Annotated in this window: 8 protein-coding genes; 5 read left to right on the forward strand and 3 right to left on the reverse strand. The window is 71.3% G+C overall.

From position 1 onward, the window contains the following. Positions 1-118 precede the first annotated feature (118 nt). Positions 119-643, forward strand: a complete 525-nt coding sequence (locus DMB66_RS38655; protein ID WP_125809096.1) for a GNAT family N-acetyltransferase — start codon at positions 119-121, stop codon at positions 641-643. 46 nt (positions 644-689) lie between these two features. Here the strand turns inward: DMB66_RS38655 and DMB66_RS38660 are convergent, their stop codons facing one another. After that, entirely contained in the window at positions 690-1,322 is a 633-nt protein-coding gene (locus DMB66_RS38660) for a TetR/AcrR family transcriptional regulator (RefSeq protein ID WP_125809097.1), read from the reverse strand. Positions 1,323-1,410: 88 nt separating this feature from the next. On the opposite strand from DMB66_RS38660, the gene DMB66_RS38665 reads away from it, so the two are divergent. Further along, entirely contained in the window at positions 1,411-2,532 is a 1,122-nt protein-coding gene (locus tag DMB66_RS38665) for an epoxide hydrolase family protein (protein ID WP_125809098.1), read from the forward strand. 119 nt (positions 2,533-2,651) lie between these two features. On the opposite strand, the gene DMB66_RS38670 is transcribed toward DMB66_RS38665, so the two are convergent. Continuing rightward, positions 2,652-3,614 (reverse strand): DUF4261 domain-containing protein, encoded by a 963-nt coding sequence (locus tag DMB66_RS38670; RefSeq protein ID WP_125809099.1) that lies wholly within the window; start codon positions 3,612-3,614, stop codon positions 2,652-2,654. 97 nt (positions 3,615-3,711) lie between these two features. On the opposite strand from DMB66_RS38670, the gene DMB66_RS38675 reads away from it, so the two are divergent. Next, positions 3,712-4,191 carry a hypothetical protein gene (locus DMB66_RS38675; protein WP_125809100.1) on the forward strand — a complete coding sequence of 160 codons (480 nt, stop codon included), beginning with the start codon at positions 3,712-3,714 and terminating at the stop codon, positions 4,189-4,191. Here the strand turns inward: DMB66_RS38675 and DMB66_RS62975 are convergent. Next, complete coding sequence (locus DMB66_RS62975) at positions 4,175-4,420, reverse strand: hypothetical protein (RefSeq protein ID WP_199752876.1); 246 nt, start codon at positions 4,418-4,420, stop codon at positions 4,175-4,177. The genes DMB66_RS38675 and DMB66_RS62975 overlap by 17 nt on opposite strands. A gap of 220 nt (positions 4,421-4,640) precedes the next feature. Between DMB66_RS62975 and DMB66_RS38680 the strand changes: the two genes are divergently transcribed. Next, entirely contained in the window at positions 4,641-11,276 is a 6,636-nt protein-coding gene (locus DMB66_RS38680) for a LamG domain-containing protein (protein WP_125809101.1), read from the forward strand. Between the two features lie 17 nt (positions 11,277-11,293). Then, the gene (locus DMB66_RS38685) at positions 11,294-16,963 is read left to right on the forward strand and encodes an RHS repeat-associated core domain-containing protein (RefSeq protein WP_199752877.1); all 5,670 of its coding nucleotides are present in this window, start codon (positions 11,294-11,296) and stop codon (positions 16,961-16,963) included. Positions 16,964-16,985 lie beyond the last annotated feature (22 nt).

Raw genomic sequence — 16,985 nt, forward strand, 5'->3', positions numbered from 1 at the left:
AGAGCGTTGACCGACAGGCCCCGGTCGGTCCGAGTGGCGTGCAGGGTGGCTGCGAGGTTCGTGGTCAGGGAGTCCGGCATGTCTTCACTATAGTAGACGTGGCAACTACTATAGTGACATGACGTTGACGATTCGGGCCGCCGACCAGGGCGACGCCGCCGCATGCGCGACCATCTACCGGCCTTATGTGCTGCAGACCGCCATCACGTTCGAGACCGAGCCGCCGACAACGGCGGAGATGGCCCGTCGCATCGAGGTGGCCACCTGCTCGCACGCCTGGCTGGTGGCCGAGCACGCTGGCGAAGTCATCGGGTATGCCTACGCCGGGCCGTTCGCCGTCCGTCCGGCGTATCGCTGGTCCTGCGAAGTCAGCGTCTACCTGCAGACCGGACGCCGCCGCACCGGTGCCGGCCGTGCGCTCTACCAGGCTCTCCTGCCCCGGCTGATCGAACGCGGGTATCGCACCGCGGTGGCGAAGATGACCCTGCCCAACGACGCGAGCTTGGGTTTGCACACAGCCCTGGGATTCCGGTCGGTGGGTGTCCACCGACGCATCGGATGGAAGAACGGTGCGTGGCACGACGTCGCCATCGCTCAACGCGAACTGGTCACCGATGATTCGACACCCGCCGAACCGCAGTAGCCGGACCGCCTGATCTTCGCCAGTCTGGAGGAGCGCGCACTGCGCTTCATCGCGCTGCGGACCAGCGCCAGCTCAGCTCCGTATCGGTGGGCGGCGGCCCGGGCAGTTCGTCCGCCGGCATCCCCTCGCAGGCTCGCAGGCCGTTCAGCAGCACCGTCAGGTAGCGGCGGCGGAGCTCGGCGGTGCGGGTGGCATCCGGCAGCCGGACGGCGGCGCACATCTCCAGCACCATCGTGACGTCGGCCGGCACGGCGCCCGCCCGCAGCGCCGGCCGGGCCCGCTCGAACAGCGCCGTGCCCAGCTCGCCGGCCCGGATCGCGTCGGTGCGCATCGCTTCCGTGGGCCGGAACGTGCCGGCGAGGTGGGTGGTCAGCGAGTGCACGTCGGCATCGACCACGCCACGCAGGAACGTCTCGAACGCCGTCCAGTCGTCGGGCTCCCGGGCCGCCTGCTCGGCCTCGGCGATGAAGCGCAGCAGCCCGTCGTGGCACAACGTGCGGAGCAGGTCCTCCTTGCCGGGGTAGCGGCGATAGAGCGCGCTGATGCCGACGCCGGCCCGCTCGGCCACCGCCGAGATCGGTGCCCGCTGGTCGGCCAGGAACACCTCCCGGGCCGCCGCCAGGATCGCCTCGTCGTTGCGCGCGGCCTGCCGGGCCCGTCCCGCCGTGGAACTTGTCATGCCGTCAGCTTAGCAGTGGAACGGATCATTCCGCTCTGCTATGCTGATGTGGAACGAAGCATTCCGTTCCAGCTGTGGGGAGCCAGTCATGACCGAGATCCGCCCCTTCCGCATCGAGATCGCGCAGGCCGACGTCGACGACCTGCGCGACCGGCTGCGCCGCACCCGCTGGGGTGCGGAGATCCCCGGCCAGGGCTGGGACCGCGGCGTCCCGGTGGACTACCTGCGCGGCCTCGCCGCGTACTGGGCCGACGAGTTCGACTGGCGCGCCGCCGAGCGCCGGCTCAACGAGCTGCCCCAGTTCCGCACCGAGGTGGACGGGCAGACCATCCACTTCGCGCACGTCCGCTCGACCAACCCGGCCGCCACGCCGCTGCTGATCAGCCACGACTGGCCCGGCTCGTTCGCGCTCTACCTGCCGGTGGTCGAGGCGCTGCGGGCCGACTTCCACCTCGTCCTGGTGAGCAACCCGGGCGTCGCCTTCTCCGGCCCGCTGACCTCGACCGGCTGGGCGCCCGCCCGCAGCGCCGCCGCGCTCAACGAGGTGATGCGTCGGCTGGGCTACCAGCGATACGGCGTGCAGGGCACCGGCGGCGGCGCCGGCATCGCCATCGAGATGGGCCGGCAGGCGCCCGACAAGGTGATCGGCGTGCACGTCAACGGCCACATCACCTTTCCCTCCGACGACCCGGCCGACTTCGCCGAGCTCACCGACGCCGAGCAGGACCGGCTGCGCCGCCTGCAGAACTTCCGGGACGACATGCTGGGCTTCAACGCCATCCAGTCGACCCGCCCGCAGACCCTCGCGCACGGCCTGCACGACTCGCCGGCCGGCCAGCTCGCCTGGATCGTGGAGAAGTTCAAGGAGTGGACCGACCCGGCCGCCGACCTCCCCGAGGACGCCGTCGACCGCGACCTGCTGCTCACCAACGTGAGCCTCTACTGGTTCACCGGCACCGCCGGATCATCGGCGAACCTCTACTGGGAGGCCGCGCACGACCCGTCGGCATGGGCGCCGAAAGAGAAGTCCACGGTCCCGCTGGGCGTGGCGCTCGGCGTCACCGACATCACCGTGCGCCGCTTCGCCGAGCGCGAGACGCCGGTCACCCACTGGACGGAACTGCCGGCCGGCGGAAACTTCCTCTCCGCGGAACAACCCAAGCTGTACGCGGACGACGTACGCGCCTTCTTCGCCGACCTGACCGCCTGACCGCCTGACCGCCGCGCAGCCTGACCGGCAATCCGCCGGTCAGGCGCGTTTCGCTGGTGCTCCGTCACTAGTGTCGGGAGTCGTTACCGCGACGGTGCGCAGGCTGGATCGCTGCGATGTCAGGCCCGGGATTCGCGCAGGACCTGCCACTGCCTCCAGGCGAGCTCGGGCTCGAGGTCTGCGTGACCGCGGCTGCGTTCGAGGCCTTTCGCATCGGCGTGGGTCATCATCATGCAGGTACCTTCGCTGGTGAGGCGCTCCACCTCTTTGCGGCGGAGGCGCCGGCCGGCCTTTTCCTCGGCGGCGGCGAGGAGGGCCACCAGCGGGGGAATGAATACGGGTCGCAGTTCGCCCCGCGAATCCGCCTGGCCTCCCTCGGTGCCCAGACGCCAGGTGCCGAAGGGATTGTGGCAAGCGTGGCCCGGCGGATACCCGTCATCGGGCCAGCGCTCCAGGCGGCGGCGAGGGGTTTCCAAATCGGGCATGAAGGTGTCGCCGCTGACCAGCACGGGGTCCTCCGCCAGTTGATATACGTTGAGCGAGCCAAGGAGCCGGTCGGCCTCGGCCGGTGGGGCCTCGACCTGCGCATCCGGCAACCCGAACGCGTGCATGCCGCAGGATCGCGACACACCGTGGTCCTGTAGCACCACCACGGCGCAGCGGTAGAGCATCCACGGGTCGCCGCCCTCGAGAGCCTGAATCCAGCGTGTGATGGGCCAGCCCAGCTTCGACTGCTCGAGTCGCACTCCCAGCGCTCCGGCGTCGCCCAGCGCGGCGATCAGCATCGCCACTTCTCCTGCCGCGGCACCGAGGTACAGCGGCAGATCCAGGATCAACGCGCTGCCCGCCCCGGCGACGGCGCGCTGCTCCTCCACCGACATCGTGCCGTGACTGAACGCCTGGCCGAACGAGCCGTCGTTCGCCACCCACTCCGCCAGCGCGCGAAAGCCGAGGGTCTCCGCTGTGAGCAACTGGCCGTCCAGCATCAGACCGGAGCGTCCGAGCGAGCCCTGCCACTGAGCCATCGTCGCCGCAGTCCCTGGGATGAAGAGCCGCACACCGTACACACGATCGCCAGTCATGCAGCGGAGGGTAATACCCCCCTCTGCTCTGCCGCGCCGGGTGTGCGGAGCCGACCCGCGGCAGAAACGAGAATGCGGCCCGGATTAGAGTGCGATCGTGACCGACGCATCCGTGCACCTCGCCGCCCAGCCACGCCTCGACACGCTCGTAACGGAGTTTCGCTCCGACGCTCGGCGGCTGCGCACCGACTTCGCTGGGACGGCCTGGATCGGCGATGTCCCCGACCCGGCATCCGGGATGATGGGACCGCGCTACCAGCGGCGCGCTGTCGACTCGCAACTGTTTCTGCCTGACACTCACTGGTACACCGTCGTCGCGCTCGACGACGCCGAGGTCCAGGTTGCCGTCGGCCTGCTCCAGGTGCCCGGCACCACGCAGGGCACCCAAGGGCTGATCGGCGCGATCGCGGACCCGCGGGCGGACTTCTTCGAGCACCCCGAGCACGACGACCGGGTCGGTATCTGCCTCTCGCTGCGGGGCGAGATCTGGTCCAACGTCGGCCTGTCGTATCGAATCACCGTGCTGTGCCGGCCGGAGGCGCTGATCTTCCCGTCGATGACTACCACGACAACGTAAAAGGCGCACCGCTGACCCGGTTCCAGCGGATGCCGCTCGCGCCGAACGACACCGTCACCGGAAGGCCGCCCGGGTAAGCGCCCGCTGCGCCAGTGCGCGTCCGGTCGGCAATCACGACGGCCTCGTCCGTGGATACGCCCGGCGGAACCAGCACGAACTCCTCGCCGCCGAACCGGAACAGAAGATCCGTGACCGGCGTGATCCGCCTGTCGAAGGCGTCGTACCGCAAGATGATCCAGAACCTGGGGTGGGCGGGCCGGCTACAACGTGGTCGCGATCCCGCTCGCCGCCGGCGTCCTGGTCTGGGCCGGGGTCACACTCAGCCCGGCGGACTCCGGACCCACCGTTCCATCACCGCGTTCCTCCGGGGCATCCGCACGACGGTGGCGCGACAGCGCCGAGACAGCGGGGTGAAAGCGGTCTTTGCCAGGATCCGTGTCGTGCGCCTCATGCCTGAGAATCTTGCCCTGCGCCGGGGTATCGCCCCGGTTCTGCTCATCGTGCTGGCGGCTTCGCTGTTGACCGTAGCGAGGTCGTCCTCTTCCCCACCCGCGCGCCCGCCGTCCGGGCCGGTGGTGCGGGAAGCCGCGGACGCGCCCACAGCGGTCCGGCTCGCGGCGGCGCAGCGGTCCGCCGTGCGGATCGCCAAGCTCACCACGGCGAACCGGGTCGTGGACGCGCAGCCGGACGGCACGATGACCGCGACGCTCAGCGCCGGCCCGGTGCGGGCGCGCAAGGGCGGGAAGTGGCTCGACGTCGACACCACCCTGGTACGCCGGGCCGACGGTGTCATCGTGCCCCGGGTCGCATTGGCCGAGTACGAGTTCTCCGGCGGTGGCAAGGGGACGCCGCTGGTGCGCTACGGGCGGGGCAGCGAGCGGCTCGCCCTCAGCTGGCCCGGCCGGCTGCCGGCCGCGGTCGTCGACGGGTCCACCGCGACGTACCCGGAGGTGCTGCCGGGCGTCGACCTGATGCTCCGCGCCGAGGCCGACGGATACGCCCACCACCTTGTGGTCAAGAACGCGAAGGCGGCGAAGAACCCTGCCCTGCACCGGATCAAGCTGGGACTCACCACCAAGGGCGTACGGGTCAGCGCGTCCCGGTCCGGTGTCCTGGAGGCGAAGGACGCCAAGGGCCGGGCGCTGTTCCGCACGCCGCCGGCGCAGATGTGGGACGCCGCCGCCAAGCCGCGCCGGGCGGCGGTGGGCGTGGCCGTGGCGCCCGGCTCGCTCACCCTGACGCCCGACCGTGCCCTGCTCACCGGCCCGAAGACCGAGTACCCGGTGGTGGTGGACCCGGACTGGCGCACGTACTGGAACGTCGGCTGGACGAAGGTCTTCTCCGGCGCGGCCGGCAGCACGCACTGGGGCGGGAGCAACGACGTCGACGGCTGGGCCAAGGTCGGCTACTGCGGCTGGGCGGGCTGCAACGGCATCGGTACGGCGCGCTCGTACTTCATGTTCGACACCGGTTTCCTGAGCGGCAAGCAAATCATCTCGGCGGGCCTCAACGCGACCATCGTGTACGGGCCCAGCTGCAACACCCGCAACCACCAGCTCTTCATGGCCAACGCCGGGATCGGCGGCGGCACCTCGTGGAACAACGCGCCGCAGGGCTGGCACGTGGGCACCGCGCAGGCGGCGAGCAATTACAGCGGGTGCGGAGGAAACAAGGGCATCGGCTTCAACGTGCTGGGCAACGTGAACACCGCCGGCATCTCCACGTACTTCCTCAAGGCGGAGAACGAGGGCGACGCGTACGCCTGGCGCAAGTACGACGCGTACGCCACGCACGTCGTGGTCAACTACAACACCCGCCCGAACGCCCCGTACGACCTGGGCACCGACCCGCCGCTGAGCGCCTGCCGCTGGTGCGACGGCACGCCGTACGTGGGCAATGCCGGGATCCGGCTGCAGACGCGGCTGTCCGACCCGGACAACGACCAGGTGCGGCCGATCTGGGACATCTACGGCGGCGGGTCGTCCGAGCATCGTGACTGGGGGCCGTGGCAGGGTTCGGGGGCGTTCTTCAGCACCGACCTGGATCTGCGGGAGCGCCACGGCCAGCACGTCACCTGGACGGCGTGGGCCAGCGACGGCCACGACGGCGGCCCGTGGGCCAGCGGTCCTGGCTTCATCGTCGACCGGGTCGGCGTGGACAAGCCGCCGACCGTCGCGGCGCCGCTCTACCAGGATGACAACCGCTGGCACGGCGGCGTCGACGTGCCGGACACGTTCACCTTCACCGCGGACGGCGTGCCGGACATCGACCACTACCGGTACGGCTGGCAGGATCCGCCGTCCACCAAGGTGGACGCGTCCGCCCTGGGCGGTCCGGCGAGCGTCACCCTCACCCCGCCCGGCGACGGGCCGCGCACCCTGTACGTGCAGAGCGTCGACCGGGCCGGGAACGCCAGCCCGACGAAGGCGTACCGGATCTATGTGCGGGCCGGCAGCGGACCGCTGGCGCAGTGGTCGCTGGACGGCAACACCCGGGACACCGCGTTCCTGGGCGACCGGGACGGCACCCTGGCCGGCGGCACCAGTTACCAGGCCGGCGCGGCCGGGATGGGGCTGCGGGTCGCCGCCGCCACCGGCGGCCAGATGACCGCGGCCGCCACCGTGCGCACCGACACGAGCTTCTCCGTCACCGCCTGGGTGAAGCTCGACAAGGTCGACGACAAGTGGCAGGGCGTGGTCCGGCAGGAGGGCGCCAACCAGTGCGCCTTCTGCCTGCACTACGAGGGATCACGCAAGCGCTTCGTCTTCGTCATGCCGCAGGCGGACTCGACGGGCGCGCAGGAGTACGACTTCGTGGTCGCCCCGGCGGAGCCGGTGGCCGGGCAGTGGACCCACCTGGCCGGCGTCTACGACGCGGCCGCCAAGAAGGTCCGGCTGTACGTCGACGGCGTGCCGGCCGGCAGCGCCACGCGCGACAGGTCCTGGCACGGCGCCGGGTCGCTGGCGGTCGGCAAGGGGCTGACCGGCATGGTCGACGAGGTGCGGATGTACGACCGGGTGCTGTCGGACACCGAGGTCCGGGCCGCGGTGAGCCAGGAGAACGTCCAGGTCGGCCACTGGAAGCTCGACGACCAGGAGGGCACCACCGCGGCGAACGCGGCGCCGGGCGGCGAGTCGGCGGTGCTCCAGCCGGGCGCCGTGTTCGTGCGCGAGGGCCTCATCAACGGCGCGGCGAGGTTCGACGGGACCAAGGGGTTCGCGACCACCAGCGGCCCCGCCGTGCGCACCGACCGGAGCTTCTCGGTGGCCGCGTGGGTGCGGGCCGACCGGCTCGCCGGTGAGGGGGCCGCGACCACGTTCGTGAGCCAGGACGGCTGGTCGAACAGTGGCTTCCTGTTGCAGCAGCGCGGCACCTCCTGGCAGTTCTCCATGCCGAACGAGGAACTGGCGAAGGCGCCGTGGCCGGGCTGGGCGGCGTCGCCGGCCGGCACCGCCCAGCAGGATGTGCCCACGCACGTGGCGGGCGTCTACGACGCGGCCGCGAAGAAGATCCGGGTCTACGTCAACGGCGCCCTCGCGGGCGAGAGCGACGTCGCCGGCGCCTGGAACGCGACCGGGCCGCTGGTGATCGGCCGCGGGATGATCTCGGGTGCCCAGGTGGATCGCTGGCCCGGGCTGATCGACGAGGTCCGGGTGTACAGCCGGGCGCTGGCCGGCGACGAGATCGAAGGCATCGTGGGCCGCGACGGCGTCCCGGCCGCCACCTGGCGGTTCGACGGCACGGCGCAGGACGCCTCGGCGCGCGCGCTGCACGGCACGCTGCAGGGCGGGCCCGCCTGGGCGGCCGGCCAGTCCACCTACCCGGACGCCGGTGACCTCGCGGTGCAGCTCGACGGCGCCGACGACCACGTGAGCGCGCCGGGCGTGCTGGACACCAGCCAGAGCTTCTCGGTGGCGGCGTGGGCCCGGCTCGACAAGACGGGCAAGTGGTCGACCGTGGTGTCGCAGGACGGCAGCCACGCGAGCGCGTTCTTCCTCCAGGTGATGGAGGACGGCCACTGGTGCTTCTTCGGGTCCACGGCGGACGAACCGCAGGCTCCGGGAGACCGGGCGAAGAGTTCGGGCCTGGCCCAGCTCGGGGTGTGGACCCACCTGGTGGGTGTCTATCGCAAGCAGAGCAAGCAGTTGGAGATCTATGTCAACGGCGTGCTCGCCGGCACCGCCGCGCACCAGGCGAACATCAAGGCCGGCGGTGGCCTGCAGATCGGGCGGGCCCGGTACAACGACAGCAGCGTCGACTTCTTCCCCGGGGCCGTCGACGACGTGACCGTCTACAGCCGGCCGCTGTTCGCCGACGAGATCAAGGTGATGGCCGGCCGCGACCTTTCCCTGGCGCACAACTGGCGGCTGGACGAGTCCAGCGGCAGCAACGTGTCGGACGCCGCCGGCGCGCGCGCCGCGAAACTCGCCGGTGGGGCGACCTTCGCGCCGGGCCGGGTCGGCAACGGCATCGAGCTGGACGGCGTCAACGACGCGGCCGTCGCGACCGGGGTCGACGTCCGCACCGACCAGAACTTCACCGTGTCGTCCTGGGTGTACCTGCCGGACCGCAACTGCGATCTCACCACAGTGGAGCGCTGCCGCATGGACGCCGTGGCGCTGGAGGGTAGCGACGACGTCAGCTTCAGCAAGTTCCGGCTCGGGCACCTGGTGGACGACCTCCAGCGCCCGGACGGCGCCTGGGTGTTCGAGATGCCGGAGCAGGCAACCGGCCGGGTGACCAAGGCGGCGGTGACCACCGAGCCGACCGACGTCAACACCTGGGTGCACCTGACCGGCGTGTACAACGCCGACACCCGCAAGCTCTGGCTCTATGTGAACGGCTCCCGGATCGGCGACGGCACGCTGAACGCGCCGTGGAACGGGGCCGGCCCGCTGCAGATCGGCCGCGGCAAGGCGGGGGGCGCCCACACCGCGTACTGGAAGGGCCGGGTGGACGACGTCCGCGTCTATGCCGGGGCCCTCGACGACGGCCGGGTGAAGGGCCTGCACGGCTCGTACCCGGCGCGGATCGGGCCGGACAAGCTGCCGGCCGCCGACGCCGGGCACTGGAAGCTCGACGAGGGCTCGGGCACCACGGCCGCCGACTCCAGCAGCCGCGGGCTGCCGGCCACGCTCAAGGGCGGCACCGGTTGGATCGGCGGGCGCACGGGCGCCGGCGCCTGGCTGGACGGCACCACCGGGTATGCGGAAACCGCCGGGCCGGCGCTGGACACCGGGCGCAGCTTCTCGGTCACCGCGTGGGCCTACCTGACCCAGACCGGCAACGGCAACCGGGCGGTGGTCGCCCAGGACGGTGCCCACGTCAGCTCGTTCATGCTGCACTACAACGCGGGTGCCAACAAATGGGCGGTGTGGGTGCCGGAGACGGACACCGGCACGCCCGGCGGCACGCTGCTCACCTCGGCCCAGGCCGCGTCGCCGCACGGGTGGACGCACCTCGCCGCGGTGTACGACGCCGGCCTGCGGCAGCTCCGGCTGTACGTCAACGGCGTGCTGTCCGCGGCCCAGGTGGGCGTCACGGTGTGGAAGAGCACGGGGCCGCTGACCATCGGCCGGTCCAAGTGGGACACCAAGCTCGTGGACTTCTTCCCGCGCGGCATCGACGACGTGCGGGCCTACTCGCGGGCGCTGAGCGACGGCGAGGTGCGCAAGGTGCACGACGACGCGGCGTCGGTGGGCCTTGCCCTCTGGCGGTTCGACGACGGGACCGGCCGTAACTCCGAGTGGACCGACAACCACCTGACCCTGTCCGGCGGGGCGACCCTCGGCTCCGGTGTCACCGGGAAGTCGGTGCGGCTCGACGGCGTGGGCGGCGCGGCCACCGCCGGGCACGCCGCGGTCAACACCCGGGACAGCTTCACGGTGTCGGCGTGGGCCAAGCTGTCCCGCACCGACCAGGTCGCCACGGTCCTGGCCCAGGAAGGCATGCGGACGAGCGCCATCGTCCTGCAGTACCGGCCGGACCTGAAACGCTGGGTGTTCGGCGCCCGGGCCCAGGACGCCGACGGCGCCGAGCTGGTCTACGCGGCGGCGCCGCTGCCGGCGAAGGCCGGCGAGTGGACGCACCTCGCGGGTGTGTACGACTACGCGGCGCGCCAGCTCCGCCTGTACGTCGACGGCGAACTGGCCGGGACGCGGGACGGCGTGGCGCTGTGGATCAGCGACGGGGTCTTCACCGTCGGGCGGGGCAGGGTGGACGGCGCGCCGGCCGAGTTCTTCCCCGGTGAGATCGACGAGGTGCACACCGACCTCGGCATGGTGACCGAGAAGATGATCGGGCAGCGGGCGACCTGGGGCAAGCCGGTCGGCCACCAGCTGGGCAGCTACGTCAACGGTGCCGGTGACCACTACACCAGCCACACCAGTGAGGAGCCGCCGGCCGGATACCACTTCGAGTCGACGCTCGGCACGCTGGTGCCCTCGGAGCAGCCACACACCCGGGTCCTTTACGCGTGCCTCTTCGGAGCCGACGCGTTCACCTCGGTGGACCCGCAGTGCGAGGGCCAGACCGTGGTGGGCGAGATCGGCCGGGTGTACACCCGGCAGCCGACGAACGTGCCCACGGTGGCCGTGTACCGCTGCAACAACGGCCCGGACCACTTCGAGTCGTCGCAGCCCGGCTGCGGTGGCGCGAAGCAGGAGGGCGTGCTCGGCTACACGCTCGGGTACGCGTCCCTGGCGCGCTACTACGGCCCGGCGTGGGATCACGTCACCACCTTCGACGGCAGCACCGCGGTGCCGCCCGGGCACTGGGCGGAAGGCCCGAGCGGCTGGGTGGCGCTGACCGCCCGGCCCGGCACCCAGCCGCTGACCAGCTGCGTAGACGGTGACGACCAGTTCGTGTCCCTGGACGCGACCTGCGGCGGAAAGACCGTGCAGTCGGCGCTCGGTCACATCTGGACGGAACAACCGGACGGCGTGGCGAGCCGGGCGCTCTACGCCTGCCGGATCAACGGCGAGGGTTACACGTCGCTGCGGGACGACTGCGAGGGCTATCAGGTGGAGCGACGCCTCGGCTACGTGCTCATCGGGTTCCCGAACGAAGAGCCGGTGTTCGAGTGAGCTGGGAGATGAGTCTGGTGAAAACGCGTATGTCGATGCGCCGCGTGCTGGCGGCGATGATGGCGGCGGCCCTGGTCGTCACGGCCGATCTCGCCGTGCAGCAGAACGCCGCGCTCGCCGCCGCGGGGCCGTCCGTCCCGCTGCCGGATGCCCGGTCGACGCCGGTCGAGCGGCAGGACATGGCCTCCCGGCCTGCGGATCAGGCCGCCAGGAACGCGCTGACCGGCAACCAGCCGGACCGCGGTTCCGCCCCGGAGGGCGGCGGAACCCCCACGGCGACGTCGCTGGCGCCGTCGTCGACCTGGCAGGTGTCCGCCCAGTCGGGGGACTTCAGCTGGTCCTATCCGTTGCGGGTGCCGCCGGCGCCGGGCGGGCTGGAGCCGGACCTGGCGCTGTCGTACGCGTCGTCGGCGGTGGACGGGCGTACGAGCGCCACCAACAATCAGGCCTCCTGGGTGGGCGAGGGCTGGGACCTGGCACCGGGGTTCGTGGAGCGGGTCTACGGCGGATGCGCCGAGGACGCCGACAACGGCCGGGGTGACCTGTGCTGGCGCAGCGACAACGCGACGGCCTCGTACCCCGGTGGCGGCGGCCCGCTGATCTGTTGCGACGGCGCCGGCGAGTGGCGCGCGAAGAGCGACGACGGGTCGCGCATCGAGCGGCTGACCGGCGCGGGCAACGGCGACAACGACGGCGAGTACTGGAAGATCACCAGGACCGACGGCACCCAGTACTTCTTCGGCTCGCGGCCGGAGGCGAAGTCGGCCTGGACCGTGCCGGTCTTCGGCGACGACGCGGGCGAGCCGTGTCATGGCGGCACCTTCGACTCCTCGCACTGCGTGCAGGCGTGGCGGTGGGTCCTCGACAAGGTGGTGGACCGGCACGGAAACCAGATCCTCTACACGTACGAGCCGGAGGGCAACTCGTACGGGATGAACCTCAAGGACACCGCCGTGCCCTATGTGCGTAGCGGTCTGCTGCGGCGCATCGAGTACGGCGTCCGGGACGGCCAGCCCGCCACCGGGCGCGTCGAGTTCACCGTGGCCGACCGGTGTGTGCCCGGCAGCGACTGTGCGCCCAGCAAGAAGGACAACTGGCCGGACGTGCCGCTCGACGCCCGGTGCGAGGCCGCGACCTGCAAGGACCACTATTCGCCGACCTTCTGGAGCACCAAGCGGCTGGCCAGCGTCACCGCCCAGGTCCGCGGCACCGACGGCGCCTTCACGGACGTCGATTCGTGGACCCTGGACCACCAGTACCCCGACCCGGGCGACGGGGAGAAGGCGGGCCTCTGGCTCGCCGGCATCACCCACACCGGCCACGTGGGCGGCACGGCGGCCCTGCCCGCGGTGCGGTTCGAGGGCACCAAGCTCCCGAACCGGGTGTACAAGGTGGACGGCTACGCGCCGCTCAACCGGTACCGGATCACGGGCGTGGTGTCGGAGTCCGGAGGCGTGCTGTCGGTTCGGTATGCGGACCCGGACTGCGTCGCGGGCAGCTCGATGCCGGCCAAGCCGGAGTCGAACACGCTGCGGTGCTATCCGGCGACCTGGGCCAAGAAGGACCACGCGGAACGCACCGACCACTTCCACAAGTACGTCGTGGCGAGCGTGACCCAGTCGGACCGGCTGAGCACGTCCAGCGAGCAGGTGACCAGCTACGAGTACGTCGACGGCGCGGCCTGGCACCACGACACGTCCGAGTTCACCAAGGACGACAAGCGCACCTGGAACGAGTTCCGCGGTTTCGGCCGGGTGGTGGTGCGCACCGGCCAACCGGGTGACCCGAGCGGCCCGATCGGCAAGACCGAGCAGCGGTTCTACCGCGGCATGCACGGCGACAAGCTGCCGTCGGGCACCCGCTCGGTGACGGTCCAGCCGAGCGAGGGCAAGGCCCGCACCGACGAGGACTGGCTGCACGGCATCCCGGTGGAGTCGATCACGTACGACGGGGACACCGACCGCGTGGTGAGCAAGACGATCGAGGAACCGTCGTGGCAGGGGCCGACCGCGACCCGTGGGTCGTTGAAGGCGTACCTGGTGCGCAACGGCGCGACCCAGTCGTACACGGCGCTCGCCGCCGGCGGCTGGCGCACCACCCGCACCGAGTCCACCTACGACGACCGGGGCCTGTCGACACGCACCAACGACCTCGGCGACACCGAGACCGCGGCGGACGACCGGTGCACCCGCGTCTGGTACGCCCGCAACACCGGCAAGTGGCTGCTGAGCTTCCCCTACCGCACGGAGACCGTCGGGGTCGACTGCGGCACGGAGGCGTCGTTCCCGAAGGACGCCATCAGCGACGTCCGGGTCGCCTACGACGGTCAGGACCTCGAGGCGGCGCCGGTCACCGGAAACGCGACCCGGACCGAGACCCTGTCCGAGGCCGGTGCCGAGGGCCGGAAGTACGTCATGACGTCCACGGCGAAATACGACGCGCACGGCCGGGTGGTGGAAGGGGCCGACGCGCTCGGCCGGGTCTCGAAGACGGCGTACACGCCGGAGACCGGCGGCCCGGTGACTCAGCTGGTCACCACCAACGCCCTGGGCCACACGACGACCACGACGATGCAGCCCGCGTGGGGGCAGGTGACAGCCGCGGTCGACGCGAACAAGCGGCGAACGGAGACCTCCTACGATCCGCTCGGCCGGATCGTGGAGGTGTGGCAGCCGAGTCGGCCGCGCGTCGTCGACGGGGTCGACTACGAGGGCAGCATGAAGGTCGCCTACCTGATCCGCAACGACGCGCCGTCCGTGGTCACCACCACCAGTCTCGGGCCGAACGGAAACTATGTCACCAGCAAGGCGATGTACGACGGCCTGCTGCGACCGCGGCAGACACAGCGGCCGGCGAACGGTGGTGGCCGGCTGCTGACCGACACCCGCTATGACTCACAGGGCCGGGCCTACCGCACCACGCAGTCCTACTTCAACGACGCCGATCCCGACGACACGCTCTGGGTGGCCAGCGACACCGAGGTGCCCGGCCTGGCCACGACACGGTTCGACGGCGTCGGTCGCACGGTGGCCGAGACCTTCCAGAGCGGTGGGTCCGAACGGTGGCGCACCACGACCGCGTACGGCGGAGACCGCGTGCATGTCACGCCGCCGGCCGGCGGCACCGCCTCCACCACGATCAGCGACGCCCGCGGCCGGACCGTCGAGCTGCGCCAGTACCACGGTGACGCGCCGTCGGGCGAACATGACACCACGAGGTACGCGTACACCACGGCCGGCCGGCTCGCCTCGGTCACCGACCCGGCCGGCAACACCTGGCGGTACGGGTACGACCTGCGCGGCAACCGGGTCCGCGTGGACGATCCCGACAAGGGAGAGTCCACGATGGAGTACGACCTGGCGGGCCAGCTCGTCACGGCGACCGATGCCCGGAACGTCAAGCTCACCTACGGCCACGACCTCCTCGGCCGGCGCACCTCCGTCAAGCGGGGGGACACGACGCTCGCCGGCTGGAGCTACGACACCGCGGCCAAGGGCAAGGGCCGCCTCGCCTCGTCGGTCCGGCACCTGGACGGTGTCGACTACGTCCGCCAGGTGGCCGGCTACACCCCGCTTTACCAGCCCACAGCGGTGACCGTGGGGATTCCGGAGGCGGAGCAGACGCTGTCCGGCTCCTACACCACGCACTACAGCTACAACCCCGACGGCAGCCCTTCCGGCGTGACCTTGCCGGCTTTGGGTGACCTGCCCAAGGAGACGGTCAGCTTCGAGTACGACGACCGGGGCGCGATGCGAACGATGTCCGGCGGGCTCGACGAAGCCGGCACCGCCCGGTATGTGACGGGCACGGAATACACCCGGTACGGCGAGCTGGCGCGCCTCCAGCTCGGCGACGACGGCAAGCGGGTGTGGCAGTCGTACTACTACGAGGACAGCACCCGCCGGTTGAGCCGGACCATCCTGGACGCCGAACTGCCCAAGCCGATGCAGAGCGACGTGCACTACACCTACGATCCGTCCGGCAACGTGCTGTCCGTCGCGGACATCCCGAAGGACGGTCAAGCTGACCGGCAGTGTTTCCGATACGACCACGGGCGACGCCTCACCCACGCGTGGACGCCGGAGGGAGGTTGCGACGCCGATCCGGCGGTCGGCGACCTCGGCGGACCGGCGCGGTACTGGCAGTCGTTCAGCTACGACGCGGTCGGCAACCGGCTCACCGAGACCCAGCACGCCGCGAGCGGCGACACGGTCCGGCGGTACGCGTACTCGGCAGCCGGCGCGCACGACCTCACCGCGGTCACCACCGCCGGTCCGGCCGGCACGAAGACCGACGAGTACGCGTACGACGCCACCGGCAACACCGTCAAGCGCCCCGGCCAGAGCCTGGCCTGGGACGCCGAGGGCGAGCTGGCGAAGGTCACCGAGGGCGACAAGGTGACCGAGTACTCCTACGACGCGGACGGCAACCGCCTCATCCGCCGCGATCCCGCCGCCCGCACGCTCTACCTGGACGGCCAGGAGCTGCGGCTGGACGCGACGACCGGCAAGAAGACGGCGACCCGCTACTACCGGCACGGCGACGCCACCGTGGCGATGCGCACCGGCTCGGGCGTGACCTGGCTGGCCAACGACCACCAGGGCACCTCCCAGCTGGCCGTGGACGACACCACCCAGAAGGTGGTGCGCCGCCGGCAGGCGCCCTTCGGCGCACCGCGGGGCACCGCGGCGACCTGGCCCGGCGAGAAGGGCTTCGTCGGCGGCACCATCGACGCCTCCACCGGGCTCACCCAGCTCGGCGCCCGCGCCTACGACGCCGGCACCGGCCGGTTCATCTCGGTGGATCCGATCCAGGACCTGACCGACCCCCAACAGATGCACGGATACACCTACAGCAACAACAACCCGGTGACCTTCTCGGACCCCACCGGCCTGTGGTTCAAGGACGCGTTCACCAAGGTCGCCAAGGTGACCAAGTGGCTCGCTCCGGCCCTGAGCCTCGCGGCGGTGGCGGTGAGCGTCGCGACCCCGATCGGCCTGGCGATCGCCGTCGCCGCGGTCGTCACCGGTGCGATCAACGCCGCGTACAACTGCTCGGGTAATGGCAGTTGGGCCGATTGCGGGTCCGACATCCTCGGGGCCGTGCCCGTCGTCGGCAAGCTGGTCGTGGGCGCGGCGAAGACGGCGCGCACAGCCGCGGACATGATGAGGTATTCCCAGGGTCTGGCCAAGCACCAACCACGTGCCCTGGGAACCGTCACCAAGGCGCACGCGGACCGGCAGATCGCCGGGCTCGCGGCCGGGCAGGGGCAGCTTGGGCATACACCCACGCAGTGGATGCTCGGCGCGAACACGGCCGGCCGGACCGGCACGATCGTGGATGAGACCGCGCTGGCGGTGGGAACGTGGCACCACGTGCGCTGCGACTGGGCAGAACTGGCGGCATGTCCGGATCCGCCCGCGGGCGACCAGGCTCCGGCCGCGCGGGTCCAGCCCACCCGGTACGTCCCGTGGAACTTCATCGGGCCGTTTCAGCCGGGCTTCGCCCGGGCGCCGCGGCCGGCCGTGTCGCACAACTTCATCGGCCCGATCAGCCGCGACACCGTTCGCCTGCCGGCGCCGGCCGCACCTGCTGTGCCCGCTCCGGCGCCGGTCGACCCCGGCCGGAACTACACCACGAAGGACGGACGCCTCTGCAACACGCGCGGTGGCAACTGCGCCATCTGACCCTGACGTGATCGAGGCGCTC

This window comes from Actinoplanes sp. ATCC 53533, from assembly GCF_003947245.1.

Excerpts from the sequence above, each read along its gene's own strand:
- DMB66_RS38655 (WP_125809096.1), top strand. The coding sequence starts at position 119 with ATGACGTTGACGATTCGGGCCGCCGACCAGGGCGACGCCGCCGCATGC.
- DMB66_RS38660 (WP_125809097.1), bottom strand. The coding sequence starts at position 1,322 with ATGACAAGTTCCACGGCGGGACGGGCCCGGCAGGCCGCGCGCAACGAC.
- DMB66_RS38665 (WP_125809098.1), top strand. The coding sequence starts at position 1,411 with ATGACCGAGATCCGCCCCTTCCGCATCGAGATCGCGCAGGCCGACGTC.
- DMB66_RS38670 (WP_125809099.1), bottom strand. The coding sequence starts at position 3,614 with ATGACTGGCGATCGTGTGTACGGTGTGCGGCTCTTCATCCCAGGGACT.
- DMB66_RS38680 (WP_125809101.1), top strand. The coding sequence starts at position 4,641 with ATGCCTGAGAATCTTGCCCTGCGCCGGGGTATCGCCCCGGTTCTGCTC.